The sequence below is a fragment of the Pseudomonas sp. MWU13-2862 genome (assembly GCF_023242495.1).
In the GTDB taxonomy this organism is placed as follows: domain Bacteria; phylum Pseudomonadota; class Gammaproteobacteria; order Pseudomonadales; family Pseudomonadaceae; genus Aquipseudomonas; species Aquipseudomonas gingeri_D.
The window spans coordinates 95526-108457 of sequence record NZ_JALMEZ010000019.1; the positions used below are offsets into that span (position 1 = coordinate 95526).

General features: G+C 61.4%; 15 protein-coding genes and 1 riboswitch. Of the genes, 6 read left to right on the forward strand and 9 right to left on the reverse strand.

Translation table 11 applies throughout. From position 1 onward, the window contains the following. Nucleotides 1–128: 128 nt before the first annotated feature. From M5C56_RS28135 to M5C56_RS28160, 6 genes are all read right to left on the reverse strand, one after another. Nucleotides 129–2009 carry a DEAD/DEAH box helicase gene (locus tag M5C56_RS28135; protein WP_103498389.1) on the reverse strand — a complete coding sequence of 627 codons (1881 nt, stop codon included), beginning with the start codon at nucleotides 2007–2009 and terminating at the stop codon, nucleotides 129–131. 433 nt (nucleotides 2010–2442) lie between these two features. Then, a complete protein-coding gene (locus M5C56_RS28140; protein WP_103498388.1) occupies nucleotides 2443–3195 on the reverse strand; it encodes a transporter substrate-binding domain-containing protein in 753 nt (250 codons plus the stop codon). A 112-nt stretch (nucleotides 3196–3307) separates the two neighbouring features. Further along, entirely contained in the window at nucleotides 3308–4153 is an 846-nt protein-coding gene (gene metF / locus M5C56_RS28145; protein WP_103498387.1) for a methylenetetrahydrofolate reductase [NAD(P)H], read from the reverse strand. Nucleotides 4154–4286: 133 nt separating this feature from the next. Beyond that, nucleotides 4287–5696 (reverse strand): adenosylhomocysteinase, encoded by a 1410-nt coding sequence (locus tag M5C56_RS28150; RefSeq protein ID WP_103498386.1) that lies wholly within the window; start codon nucleotides 5694–5696, stop codon nucleotides 4287–4289. Nucleotides 5697–5717: 21 nt separating this feature from the next. After that, nucleotides 5718–5824: riboswitch (S-adenosyl-L-homocysteine riboswitch) on the reverse strand. A 146-nt stretch (nucleotides 5825–5970) separates the two neighbouring features. Next, nucleotides 5971–6483, reverse strand: coding sequence for an AidA/PixA family protein (locus M5C56_RS28155; RefSeq protein WP_103498385.1), 513 nt, complete (start codon nucleotides 6481–6483; stop codon nucleotides 5971–5973). A gap of 121 nt (nucleotides 6484–6604) precedes the next feature. Then, nucleotides 6605–7108 carry an inclusion body family protein gene (locus tag M5C56_RS28160; RefSeq protein ID WP_100944655.1) on the reverse strand — a complete coding sequence of 168 codons (504 nt, stop codon included), beginning with the start codon at nucleotides 7106–7108 and terminating at the stop codon, nucleotides 6605–6607. 316 nt (nucleotides 7109–7424) lie between these two features. Here M5C56_RS28160 and M5C56_RS28165 point away from each other — a divergent pair, with 316 nt between their 5' ends. The 4 genes from M5C56_RS28165 (at nucleotide 7425) to M5C56_RS28180 (ending at nucleotide 8746) form a co-directional block, all read left to right on the forward strand. Continuing rightward, entirely contained in the window at nucleotides 7425–7832 is a 408-nt protein-coding gene (locus M5C56_RS28165; RefSeq protein WP_103498384.1) for a hotdog domain-containing protein, read from the forward strand. A 128-nt stretch (nucleotides 7833–7960) separates the two neighbouring features. Further along, entirely contained in the window at nucleotides 7961–8152 is a 192-nt protein-coding gene (locus tag M5C56_RS28170; protein ID WP_247263396.1) for a hypothetical protein, read from the forward strand. 12 nt (nucleotides 8153–8164) lie between these two features. Continuing rightward, nucleotides 8165–8509, forward strand: a complete 345-nt coding sequence (locus M5C56_RS28175; protein ID WP_247263397.1) for a DUF2975 domain-containing protein — start codon at nucleotides 8165–8167, stop codon at nucleotides 8507–8509. Nucleotides 8510–8521: 12 nt separating this feature from the next. Further along, the gene (locus M5C56_RS28180; RefSeq protein ID WP_103498383.1) at nucleotides 8522–8746 is read left to right on the forward strand and encodes a helix-turn-helix transcriptional regulator; all 225 of its coding nucleotides are present in this window, start codon (nucleotides 8522–8524) and stop codon (nucleotides 8744–8746) included. On the opposite strand, the gene M5C56_RS28185 is transcribed toward M5C56_RS28180, so the two are convergent. After that, nucleotides 8743–9912 carry an MFS transporter gene (locus M5C56_RS28185; RefSeq protein WP_103498382.1) on the reverse strand — a complete coding sequence of 390 codons (1170 nt, stop codon included), beginning with the start codon at nucleotides 9910–9912 and terminating at the stop codon, nucleotides 8743–8745. The genes M5C56_RS28180 and M5C56_RS28185 overlap by 4 nt on opposite strands. Nucleotides 9913–10140: 228 nt before the next feature. On the opposite strand from M5C56_RS28185, the gene M5C56_RS28190 reads away from it, so the two are divergent. Beyond that, nucleotides 10141–10527, forward strand: coding sequence for an MAPEG family protein (locus tag M5C56_RS28190; protein WP_103498381.1), 387 nt, complete (start codon nucleotides 10141–10143; stop codon nucleotides 10525–10527). Nucleotides 10528–10686: 159 nt separating this feature from the next. Here M5C56_RS28190 and M5C56_RS28195 read toward each other — a convergent pair whose 3' ends face one another. Next, nucleotides 10687–11838 carry an MltA domain-containing protein gene (locus M5C56_RS28195; RefSeq protein WP_103499422.1) on the reverse strand — a complete coding sequence of 384 codons (1152 nt, stop codon included), beginning with the start codon at nucleotides 11836–11838 and terminating at the stop codon, nucleotides 10687–10689. Between the two features lie 146 nt (nucleotides 11839–11984). On the opposite strand from M5C56_RS28195, the gene M5C56_RS28200 reads away from it, so the two are divergent. Continuing rightward, nucleotides 11985–12434: a cytochrome c gene (locus M5C56_RS28200; RefSeq protein ID WP_103499423.1), complete on the forward strand. Its 450-nt coding sequence runs from the start codon at nucleotides 11985–11987 to the stop codon at nucleotides 12432–12434. 66 nt (nucleotides 12435–12500) lie between these two features. Here the strand turns inward: M5C56_RS28200 and M5C56_RS28205 are convergent, their stop codons facing one another. Further along, entirely contained in the window at nucleotides 12501–12896 is a 396-nt protein-coding gene (locus M5C56_RS28205; RefSeq protein ID WP_103499424.1) for a DUF1090 domain-containing protein, read from the reverse strand. Between the last annotated feature and the right edge of the window lie 36 nt (nucleotides 12897–12932).

Below are 12932 nucleotides of genomic sequence, written 5' to 3' on the forward strand. Positions count from 1 at the left end.
GGTTTTGAGGACGCCTTCGCTGGCAAGCCATGCTCCTACAGTACGGTGTTGATTTCAGCACTTTGCACCAGACAAAAAAACGCCCCCGGCTCTCACGAACCGGGGGCGTTTTTCATTGCGTCATCAACTCAGCGATTGCGAGTCAACAACGCCGGCTTCTCACCGCGTGGACGCCCTGGCAGTTGATCCAACTGCTCAGGAGTCGGGAAGCGATCGCTCTTCGACTCTTTATGAATGATCTTCGGCCCTGGCCCGCGCGGGTTCTGCACCGCTGGCTCTTCCCGAGGCTGATCATCCCGCGCCGGACGACGGTTACGCGACTCTTCGCGACGGGCTTGCCCATCACGCGGAGCGCCATTACGTGGACCGCTGCGCTTGGCCGGAGGAGTCCCGGTAGTCGCACCGTTGCTGCTACGCGGACCATTCTGACGACCCTGCGGCTGCCCGGTACGCGGAGCACCCGCACCCGCGGCGCCACCCTGAGCCGGAGCCCCCGGACGACGACCACGACCTTGAGCCGGCTTGGCCTGAGGCACGTAATCAACGCGATTCCCAAAGTTATCCACATCGTCATCCAGGAACTCATCCGGAGCACGATCCGCCGCCGCGCGTGGCGGCTGGCTTGGCTGACGCTGTTCGCGGGCCGGAGTCCCTTCACGGGGCTTCTGCTCGCGGGCCGGACGCTCACCGCGACCGTTGGCGGGGGCCTTTTCCTTGCCGCCCTTGTCCTTGCCTTTATCCCGACGACCGCCACCACCACCGCCGCCGTTCGGGCCATCGCCCTTCGGACCGCGTGGAGGCGTGCGTGGATTACGCACATCCGGACGCTCGCGCACTTCCGGCTTCTCGGCTTCCACGGCGCTGGAATCAAAGCCCATCAGGTCGCCGTCGGCGATTTTCTGCTTGGTCATGCGCTCGATGCTTTTCAGCAGCTTCTCTTCGTCCGGTGCGACCAGGGAAATGGCCTCGCCCGAACGACCGGCCCGGCCCGTACGGCCGATACGGTGCACGTAGTCTTCGTCGACGTTCGGCAGTTCGAAGTTGACCACATGCGGCAACTGGTCGATATCCAAACCGCGCGCGGCGATATCGGTGGCCACCAGGATGCGCACTTCACCGGCCTTGAAATCGGCCAGGGCTTTGGTGCGGGCGTTCTGGCTCTTGTTGCCGTGGATGGCGACAGCGCTCAGGCCGTGCTTGTCCAGGTACTCGGCCAGGCGGTTGGCGCCGTGCTTGGTACGGGTGAACACCAGGACCTGTTCCCAGGCGCCGGCGGTGATCAGGTGCGCCAGCAGCGAACGCTTGTGGCTGGCGGCCAGGCGGAACACGCGCTGTTCGATACGCTCGACCGTGGTGTTCGGCGGCGTGACTTCGATGCGTTCCGGGTTGTGCAGCAGCTTGCCGGCGAGGTCGGTGATGTCCTTGGAGAAGGTCGCCGAGAACAGCAGGTTCTGACGCTTGGACGGCAGGCGCGCGAGGACCTTCTTCACGTCATGGACAAAGCCCATGTCGAGCATGCGGTCGGCTTCGTCCAGCACGAGGATTTCCACGTGGGACAGGTCGACGCTGCCTTGGCCGCACAGGTCGAGCAAACGACCCGGGCAGGCAACCAGCACGTCGACGCCACGGGACATGGCCTGAACCTGTGGGTTCATGCCGACGCCGCCGAAGATGCAGGCGCTGACGAATTTCAGGTCACGGGCGTAGACCTTGAAGCTCTCGTGGACCTGGGCAGCCAGTTCACGGGTCGGGGTCAGGACCAGGACGCGGGGTTGGCGCGGGCCGTGACGCTGGGATTTGTCCGGGTGACCGTTGGGAAACAACCGTTCCAGAATCGGAAGGGCGAAGCCTCCGGTTTTACCCGTACCTGTCTGTGCCGCGACCATCAGGTCGCGACCTTGCAACACGGCGGGAATGGCCCGCTGTTGCACCGGAGTAGGCTCGGTGTAGCCGGCTGCCTCGATGGCAGCGACCAAAGCCTCGGAGAGACCGAGGGAAGCAAAGGACATGAGTAATCCTGTTCAGTTAGGGCTTGGCCCGATGGGAATCTTGCCTGGCGCGAATGGCGTTTCAGGTTCAGCAAGAGGAAAGCTGGCCGCATGTCTTGCGGCCCGGCGAGTTTTCTTGCAGACCCCTGGGGCGCATCCCGTCCGGTCCTGCTGGGCCTTGAGGCTCTACGCACTGCTCGCGCGGGCCCTTGGGCGGCGCTGGTCGCAGTGTCGGAATACCTGATGCAAGGTCGAGCGTCCGGGCGTGAGCCTGGCGGGAAGGCCGGAGTATAACAGAGCAAACGCCGCGCGCCGCTTTCCTGCTGCTCAACGGTTTGTGCTTTTGTTATCAGGGGCGGCGCAGTCCCGGGTCCGGGTGGCGTTCCGACGAAGCTCCGGCGTTCTTGAGGGCCCCTTCGCGAGCAAGCTCTGCTCCTACAAGGTCCTGCGTAGATCAAGGGACGTTTTTGGCCTTGTCGGTATAGCGGGTAACCAGCGCGGCGTAGGCCGGTTCACGCTTGAAACGCCGCAGCTCGGCGCTGAAACGCTGGACCAGCAGGTCCATCCCGGCGCTGCGGCGGATCGCCAGGTACTGGCTTTCCCGGGCAATCACCGTCAGGTACTGGTCGACCTGGTCCTGCAACTGCAGTTGTTTCAGGAGGCGCTGGCCGACCCGGCGATCGGTGATCAGCAGATCGATGCGACCGCGGACCAGTTTGCCGAAGTTGGCTTCGTGACTGGGCCCGTCTTCGCGCTTGAGGCCTGTGGTGTCCTTGAACACCGAACCGTACAGATAACCAGGCGAAGTGCCGATGGTCAGGCCCTTGAGTTCTCCCAGGGTGGTAAAGGGATGAGGGCGGGCCTTGGCGTAGAACATCACAAACTCCACTTCCGACAAGGGTTCGCTGGGGTAGAGCAGGCTGTTGTCGCGCTCGTGGTTGTGGAAGATATCCAGGGCGCCATCGGCCTGGCCCTGGTCGAGCAGCATCAGGCAGCGTTTCCAGGGCAGGAACTGCCACTCGACCTCTACGCCCAGGCGCTGGAAGACAATGGCCGTGGTTTCGTAGTCGAGCCCTTTGGCCTGGCCGTTTTCTTCGTAGGCGTAGGGGGCCCAGGGATCGGTGACAATACGCAGCTTTTCACCTTGAGCGGCAAAACTCAGGCAAGCAAAAAGCACGGCTGTCAGAAGTTGGGCAATGACGGGCATGGCTGGAGATTACGACGCTGGAGCGGCGAATAGAAGCGCTGGCGTGTTTTCTCTGGGGGGCTTGCTCGGGTAACACGGTTGCAGCCCCCGGATTTCCAGGGGCTTGCAGTTTTCAGCGCGGCAGCTTCAGGTTGTTCCAGATCGCCAGGCTCGGTTCCGCCTGGTTCAGGGTGTAAAAGTGCAGCCCTGGCGCGCCACCTTCCAGCAGGCGGTCGCACATCTGGCTGATCACTTGCTCGCCGAAGGCCTGGATGCTTTGGGTGTCGTCACCGTAGGCTTCCAGTTGCTTGCGGATCCAGCGTGGGATTTCCGCGCCGCAGGCGTCGGAGAAGCGCGCCAGCTTGCTGTAGTTGGTGATCGGCATGATGCCCGGCACGATCGGGATATTCACGCCCATCGCCCGTACGCGCTCGACGAAATAGAAGTAGCTGTCGGCGTTGAAAAAGTACTGGGTGATCGCGCTGTCGGCGCCGGCGTTGGCCTTGCGCACGAAGTTCTGCAGATCGGCTTCGAAGTTGCGCGCTTGCGGGTGCATTTCCGGGTAGGCGGCGACTTCGATATGGAAGTGGCTGCCGGTTTCTTCACGAATGAAGGCCACCAGGTCATTGGCGTGCAGCAACTCGCCGCTGGCCATGCCCATGCCGGAAGGCAGGTCACCGCGCAGGGCGACGATGCGCTGGATACCGGCGCCCTTGTATTGCTGCAGCAGGCCGCGCAGGTCGGCTTTGCTGTCGCCGACGCAGGACAGGTGCGGTGCGGCGGGAATCTTTACTTCGCTCTCGAGCTGCAGCACGGTGTTGATCGTGCGGTCGCGGGTCGAGCCACCGGCACCGTAGGTGCAGGAGAAGAAGTCGGGGTTGTAGCTGGCCAACTGACGGGCAGTGGCGAGCAGTTTTTCTTGCCCAGCATCGGTCTTGGTCGGGAAGAACTCGAAGCTGTAGCGACGATCTTGAGACATGGTCGGATCCTTGGAAACGCGAAAGCCGGATGCTGGCTCTTGTAGGAGCAAGCTTGCTCGCGATGAACGCGACGCGGAGTGTCAGTGACACCGCTATCGCGAGCAAGCTCGCTCCTACAAGGAACCAGGCGTATCAGTAGCGATAGGCGTGCGGCTTGAACGGACCTTCGACGGCCACGCCGATGTAGTCGGCCTGGGTCTTGGTCAGTTGGGTGACCACGCCGCCGAAGCCGCGGACCATTTCCAGGGCCACTTCTTCGTCGAGTTTCTTCGGCAGCACTTCCACGGTCAGGCGCTCGGCTTTCTGAGCGGCGGGCAGGTCGGCGTACTTCTGGCCGAACAGGAAGATCTGCGCCAGGACCTGGTTGGCGAACGAACCGTCCATGATGCGGCTTGGGTGACCGGTGGCGTTACCCAGGTTCACCAGACGGCCTTCGGCCAGCAGGATCAGGTAGTCGTCGTTCTGTGGATCGAAATCGCCATGGCCAGTGCGATGGACCTTGTGCACCTGTGGCTTCACTTCTTCCCATGCCCAGTTCTTGCGCATGAAAGCGGTGTCGATTTCGTTGTCGAAGTGACCGATGTTGCAGACCACGGCGCGCTTTTTCAGGGCCTTGAGCATGTTGGCATCGCAGACATTGACGTTACCGGTGGTGGTCACTATCAGGTCGATCTTGCCCAGCAGGGCAGTGTCGATGCTGGCGGCGGTGCCGTCGTTCAGGCCGTTGATGAATGGCGAAACCACTTCGAAACCGTCCATGCAGGCTTGCATGGCGCAGATCGGGTCGACTTCGGAGACCTTGACGATCATGCCTTCCTGACGCAGGGACTGGGCCGAGCCCTTGCCCACGTCACCGTAGCCGATCACCAGCGCTTGCTTGCCGGACAGCAGGTGGTCGGTGCCACGCTTGATGGCATCGTTCAGGCTGTGACGGCAGCCGTACTTGTTGTCGTTCTTGCTCTTGGTCACCGAGTCGTTGACGTTGATGGCCGGGATTTTCAGCTCGCCCTTGGCCAGCATGTCCAGCAGGCGGTGCACGCCAGTGGTGGTTTCTTCGGTCACGCCGTGGATTTTGTCCAGCATGGCCGGGTATTTCTTGTGGATGATCTCGGTCAGGTCGCCGCCGTCGTCGAGGATCATGTTGGCGTCCCAAGGCTGACCGTCCTTCAGGATGGTCTGCTCGATGCACCACTCGTACTCTTGCTCGGTTTCACCTTTCCAGGCGAACACCGGGATACCGGCAGCGGCGATGGCGGCAGCGGCCTGGTCCTGGGTCGAGAAGATGTTGCAGGACGACCAGCGTACTTCGGCACCCAGGACAACCAGGGTTTCGATCAGTACGGCGGTCTGGATGGTCATGTGGATGCAGCCGATGATCTTGGCGCCTTTGAGCGGCAGCTCACCGGCGTACTTGCGGCGCAGACCCATCAGGGCCGGCATTTCCGATTCGGCGATGATGGTTTCGCGACGGCCCCAGGCAGCCAGGGACATGTCGGCAACTTTGTAGTCGTTGAAATCTGCAGGCGTGTTGACAGCGCTCATGAAGAGCCTCCATTCGTAGTATGCGAATGGGCGCCGTTGTGCGTTTAGTGTCCGTGCAGGGAGCCCTGAACGAACAACGCCCCATCCGAGCCTGACAGGTCGAGCCTGCTGCAGCGCCCCTCGGACAGGTGGCGGGAAAACGGTATCAAGGGAAGATGACCGTTTTGAAACGACCGGCATTATAACGCGGCTTTTGCGGCTTGCCCAAGTGATTAGCGTGCAGTTTGTCGCGCCGACCCGCCCGGGGTCGACGCTGAAGGTTTCCAACTGGGGGTCAGGGCTGAAAGTCGAGCTCCAGGGGCATGGAGAAATAGCCGAGGATCGAGCAGTCGTTCCCAAGCAGGGCAAAGCGGATATCGAGGCCGGTACGACCATGGGCATTCAGGCGGCTTTCCCAGAAATAGTCATCCGCTGTTTCGGTTTCAATCTCCAGCAGGTTGTCGAAGCGCGGCCGTGCCAGGCTGACGCCGGACCGCGTGGACGCCGTCGCGGGGCTGAGGATGCTGTTGTTCAGGACCTGGAGGTCGTGCACAAAAAGCAGGTTTTCGCCGCGCAGGGCAATCGGCGCAAAGCGAATATGCAGGCTGTCCCCGGGGTGTGCCGAGAGGCTGAAGGGCTGTTCTTCCGGGCCTTGCCAGTGTTCCGGACGAGCACCCTGGATAAACAGGTGGCGGGACTGGACCGTGGTCGGCGAATCAGCCGAGGCACTGGGGCCGGGATGATTCTCGAGCAGGGTTTCGGTGTCGAGGACAAACAGCAGGTGTCTGTCGAATGCGTCTTGGGGCATGGAGGTCTCCTTCCCTGAGTCTGCCGATGCTGCGCCCTGGCCAGCTTGCCGCGGTCAGCCGTGGCAGGCCGCCAGGGATGACGCTTCGCGTTGGCCACGAAGCGTCAGCGCAACAGCCGCCTCAGTTATGGATGGTGATGAATGGATCCCAGGAGAAGTAGCCGCAAGGTTTGCAGTCGCGGTCCACGATCATGAAGTTGAAGTGGTAGGTCACACGACCGGTCTCCAGTGTCTCGGACGACCAGTAGTAATTGTCGACTTTCTGACAGGTCGGAATAACCGGGTTGCTGGTGTTGGGCTGGGCGAACGAGGCGGTTGCCTTGCGTGGCGTCGGGGTCGAGATCAGGTTGGCGCCGACGTTACCGATGAACCGGTAGAAAATCACCGATTTCTCGAAGCCCAGGGACAGGCTGGTTTCCCGCCAGCGGATCAGGTCGCCGACCTGCGCCTTGAGATCCAGTTCGCCACCGGCCTGGCCGCTGACCACGTTGTCCTGGTTGGTGATCATGTAGACGTGTTGCCAGTCGATCAACGTCGGCTGGTCGGGGTTGCGGCTGGGGTTGGGGTATTTTTTCAGGATGGTTTCAGTGTCAAAGCTGACAAGTACATCAGTAACTCTAGACATGTTTAAGCGTCCTTACTTGGTGGTAGGTCAATGGTGAGATGCTGGTCTCCCATGGCCTCGCGGAGCTTGCGCGTCCTGCGCGTTCGTCTGATGGCGCTATGTTGCCAAGTTCCGGTTGGCTGAATGCTGGGTCCGTTCCAGCAGGTCACGGACGGAGAATAGCCAAGGGAAAAGAGCTGTCAAACAGCCTTGTGGCTATTGGGTCATTTTTCGACTGGTGGTCACGGGTGGTTGGAGTCGGTGGGCAAGCGTTCTAACATGAGGGCTCAGGCCTGTCGGATATTTTCATCCGGCGGCAAGACGGTCAGGAGAATGCATGAATTTCCACACCCGCAAATGGGTCAAACCCGAAGACCTCAATCCCAATGGCACGCTGTTCGGCGGCAGCCTGCTGCGCTGGATCGACGAGGAAGCGGCGATCTACGCCATCGTCCAGCTGGGCAATCAGCGCGTGGTAACCAAGTACATCTCGGAAATCAACTTTGTCAGCGCCTCGCGCCAGGGCGACATCATCGAGCTGGGCATCACCGCCACCGAGTTCGGTCGCACATCCATTACCCTGACCTGCGAAGTGCGCAACAAGATCACCCGCAAAAGCATCCTGACGGTGGAAAAGATGGTCTTCGTCAACCTCGGCGAGGATGGCCTGCCGTCACCCCACGGGCGCACCGAGATCCGCTACGTGAAGGATCAGTTCAAGGAAGACGAGTCGGCCCAGGCGTGATCGGTTGGGTTGTGGCATAAGGCTATTTGTTGCTGTTATTTTGTAATAAATTATCGTTTTGCGATAATTTTACCTCATGTTAGTTTCTTTGCCGGGTCATCCGGCCAAAGAACTGACAGGAGTATTCAATGAACGATGATCGTTTGATCAGGCACAGTCGCTGGTTGGCGAATGCCACCTTGGTTTTGCTGGTGAGCATGTTGCTGTTGAACGTGGCTTGCTGGCTTTTCCCGGTGCTTGTCGAGCATGGGCTGGACTTCAACCTGACCTCCCTGGTCAGGGATCTTGAAGTCGACATCGCCGCAATGCCCTGGTGGTAGGTGGCTGGCGGCATGTTGCTGAGCAGCATTCCGTTGCTGGTCCTGACGCGTGGGTTGGAAGCGTTGCGTGCTTTATTCCAGACCTATGCGCAGGGTGAGTATTTTTCCCGGGAAACGGCCAGCCTGCTGGGCGCGGTAGGCAAGAGTGTCGGTCTCTGGGTGCTTTGCAGTGTGCTGCTGTATCCGCTGATGAGCGTGTGGATAACCCTGTTGCGGCCACCGGGAGAGCGCCTGCTGAGTCTCGGTTTCAGCCCCGCTCAACTGGTGGCCTTGTTTCTGGCCGCCGCAGTCATGCTGGTGGCCCGGATCATGGGCAATGCCTGCCGGATGGCCCGTGAAAACCAACAATTCATTTAGTGGGACGTATTGATGTCGATTGAAATAACGCTGGATGTGATGCTGGCCATGCGCAAGGTCAAGTCCAAGGACCTGGCGGCGCAGATCGGCATTACCGAACAGAACCTTTCGTTGTTGAAGCAGGGCAAGGTCAAGGGTTTTCGCCTGGCGACCCTTGAAGCCATTTGCCAGGCGCTCGATTGCCAGCCCGGCGATCTGCTGAAATATCGACCCGTCGTAACAGGCGCTGACGCTTAAGCCGAGGTATTGACCAAGGACTGAGTACGGCGTTGCAGGAAGATAAAGAACAGCGCCGCCAGCAGCGTGACGCAGCCGCTCAATGCCCCGGTCCAGGGCAGGTCAGCCAGGTCGATGCCGCTGCCCACCACCAGTCCGCCGATCCAGGCGCCGGTGGCGTTGCCCAGGTTGAAGGCGCTCTGGTTCAGGGTCGAACCCAGGTTCGGCGCTTCATGGGCCTGGTCGATGATCAGCAGTTGCAGGATCGGACACAGGGCAAAGGCAAAGATCCCCCACAGCACCAGGGTGATCGCCGCCGGGATGACCGAGCGGCTGGTCTGGCTGAACGCCGCCAGCACCAGCACCACCGCCAGGGCCATGCCCACCAGCGAGGGCAGCAGGCGGCTGTCGGCCAGGCGCCCTCCGAGCATGCTGCCCGCCGTCAGGCCGACGCCGAACAACAGCAGCATGATCGTGACCCCGTGGGGGCTGACACCGGTGACGTCCTGCAGGATCGGTGCGATATAGGTGAAGACACTGAACAGGCTGGTCGAGGCCAGCACACTCATGCCCAGGGCCATCAGCACATTGGTCTTGCCCAGTACGCGGAACTCGCTGGCCAGGTTGGCCTTGTCCATGGCGATATGCTTCGGCAGCCAGACCCACTGCGCAATGGCCGCGATCACGCCAATCACCGACACCGCCCAGAAGGTCGAGCGCCAGCCGGCGTATTGCCCGAGGGCAGTGCCCAGCGGTACGCCGAGCACATTGGCCAGGGTCAGGCCGGTGAACATCATCGCAATGGCCTGGGCCCGTTTATTGGGCGCGACCAAACCAGCGGCCACCACCGAGCCGATGCCGAAGAAGGCGCCATGGCACAAGGCCGTGACCACGCGTGCGGCCATCAGGGTGGTGTAGTTCGGCGCCAGGGCGCAGAGCATATTGCCGAGAATGAACATCAGGGTCATGCCCAGCAGCGTGGCCTTGCGCGGCATGTTCGCGGTGCCGATGGCCAGGACCGGCGCGCCGAAGACCACGCCCAGGGCATAGCCGGTGATCAGCAGGCCGGCGCTGGGAATGCTGACGCCAAGGTCGCGGGCGACATCGGGCAGCAGGCCCATGATGACGAATTCGGTAGTGCCGATGCCGAAGGCGGCAACGGCGAGGGCAAGCAAGGCAAGTGGCATGCGGGTGATCTCCTGGGCAGCGGGGCCGGGCGTACGCATGCCACTGGCCCGATCGCGTGCGATCGGGCAGAAGCGGAATTTATTGGAATAGGTCTATGCGCATGAAGTGCGGCGTGGTGCGGTCAGTATAAACAGCCGCACAGCGTTGGCGAATCGGTTTCTGCGGATTGTCCGGTTATGCGCTAGTGTTGTCGGCGACGCCTCTGGGCACTCTTCAAGGACCCTGTTATGACCGCTGCTTTCTGGTGTGTATTGATCGCGTTTTGCCTGCCTTACCTGTGTATCGGTATCGCCAAGTTCAGTGGCGGCAAGTTCGGTCCGCGCCAGAACCATGATCCGCGGGCCTTTCTCGCCGGTCTTGAAGGCTTCGCCAAACGGGCCCATTCGGCGCATTTGAACAGCTTCGAGGTGAACCCGGCCTTTGCGGCGGCGGTGATCATTGCTCATTTCGTCGGCACGGCGTCACTGGTGACCATCAATGTGCTGGCGGTGCTGTTTATCACCAGCCGCCTGCTCTACATCATCTGCTACCTGGCGGACTGGGCGATGCTGCGCTCGCTGGTGTGGTTTGTCGGGATGGCCTTGATTGCGGCGTTCTTTTTCGTGTCAATCTGAGGGGGCGTTTCAGTCATTGGATTGTGCAGCGTCTGTACGGGCCTCTTCGCGGGCAAGCCCTGCTCCTACAGATTGATGTCGTTCGCTAACTTTGTGTACGACACAACCCTGTAGGAGCAGGGCTTGCCCGCGAAGAGGCCCGTACAGGCTACGCACTAATCAGCTACCGACATCCGCTGCCTTGGGCAACGCCACGCCCTTGGGCCACAACATCCAGATATTGCCTTTCTGCTTCATATCCCCGGCCAGTTGCCCCGCCGCATCACCGGTGCCCCAGAACAGATCGGCGCGGACCTCGCCGGCAATCGCGCCGCCGGTATCCTGGGCCGCCACCGGACGCACCAGGGCGCTGCCGTCCGGCTTGGTGGTCGACAACCACAACAAGCTGCCCAACGGAATCACCTTGCGATCCACCGCCACGCTATAGCCGGCGGTCAGCGGCACGTTCAGCGAACCGCGCGGCCCTTCGTTGCTGTCCGGGTTGCGGGCGAAGAACACATAGCTGGGATTGCTGCCGAGCAATTGCGGGATACGCGTCGGATGGGCCTTGGCCCAGGCGCTGATGGCGCCCATGGTGACGTCTTCCTTCTTCAACTCGCCCTGTTCCACCAGCCAGCGGCCGATGGCGCGATAGGGGTAGCCGTTCTGGTCGGCGTAACCGATCCGCAACTGCTGACCGTTGTCCAGGCGAATCCGGCCCGAGCCCTGGATCTGCAGGAATTGCAGGTCCATCGGGTCGGTCAGCCAGGCCAGTACCGGGGCCTTGACGCCCTGGGTGGCGATCAGCGCCGCATCGTCATAGGGTTTCACCACCCGACCTTCCAGCCGTCCGCGCAGGCGTTTGCCCTTGAGCTCGGGGTAGAGACTGTCGAGCTGCACGATGATCAGGTCGTCCGGTACGCCATACACCGGCACCGTGGCCTTGGCGGTCTGGGTCAGGCTGCCGGGGTAGACGGGCTCGTAGTAGCCGGTGATCAGGCCGTCGGCACTGTTCTGCGCGGAGCGCAGGCTGTAGACCTCGAGGTTCTGCTGGAGAAAATCGCGAATGGCTGCCGGGGTGTTGGCCACGGAGGCGGCCGCGAGACAGGTCGGCCCCCAGTTGGCGTCGGCCTTGAGCCGGGCACAGGCACTACGCCACGAGGTGAAACCCGCTTGCAGGTCGGCGTCGGACACGGTCGGCAGCGCTTGCCAGTCGGCCTTGAGGTAGGTGTCCACCGGGGCTGGAGGTGTTGGAGGTTGCTTGGGTTTGCAGCCAGCGAGCAGGGCGAGTACGCAAAGGCTTGCGGCCAGTCGTTTGAAAGAGGTGTTCATACAGCGGTGAATTCCTTGGGTAATGGCCTGTTCAGACTTTGTTCAGTAAATCCACTGATTTAGTGTGGTTAAGAAAGGTTCGGGCTCTTGGTCTTTGGCGATCAGGCGAGGATACTGGCCGCCGTTTCCCGTGACCTGAAGCCATCATGACTCTTAAAAGACTTTCTGTTGTATTGCTGGCCTGCCTGACCCTCGGTGCGTGCGGCGGTGTCGACCCGAATTCTCCTTTGGGCCAGCGCAAGGCCATTTTCAAGCAGATGCTCAAGACCAGCGAAGACCTGGGCGGCATGCTGCGCGGTCGCATTCCTTTTGACGGGCCGCGTTTCGTCGAAGGCGCGAACCAGCTCGATAGCCTGTCCCGCGAGCCGTGGAAACACTTCCCGCAAGTCAAGGAAGCGGAGCATACCAGCGCCCGGGACGCGGTCTGGCAGAAGCAGGCGCATTTCCAGGAGTTGGCGCGCTCGCTGGAAGCGGCGACCGGGGAGCTGCGGGTTGCCAGTCAGGTCCAGCCTTACAAGGCCAGTACCCTGAAGCCGGCGGTCGAGAAGGTCGAGGATGCCTGCGATGCCTGTCATAAGGAGTTTCGCGATCATTGAGGTGGACGGACGATAAAGGGCAACAGCGCCTACACGGGTGTGCGGTGTTTTCAGGGGGCCGGTGGCCTACTTGTCCAGCTCATCCAGCGCGTTCTGCAAGTCCTTGCGCGACTCGGCGAGCTTTTCCTTTCGCTTGTTGATCTTGTCCGGATCACCCTTTTTCATCGCCTTGTCGAGGTCGGCCTGACGGCGGCTGACTTCGTGCTTGGCATCGAGCACCTTGTTTTCCCGCTCTCTTTTCAGCGAGGCATCGGTGCAATGGGTGGTCACTTCGTCCAGTGCCTTTTCCAGGCCGGTCTGTTGCTCGCTGTTGCCCTGGGCCTTGGCGATGTCGAGTTGGTTGCTGATGGCCTGGCGCTTGGCCGCGCAACCGGTCAGTTCGGTGGGTTCTTCAGCAGCCAGCAAGGGGGCGGCGAGGACGCTGCACAAGGTAAAAATCGCCAGCGGTGGAAAAAATTGCATAAACACTCCGGACTGAAACACTGATTGAAAAACAGT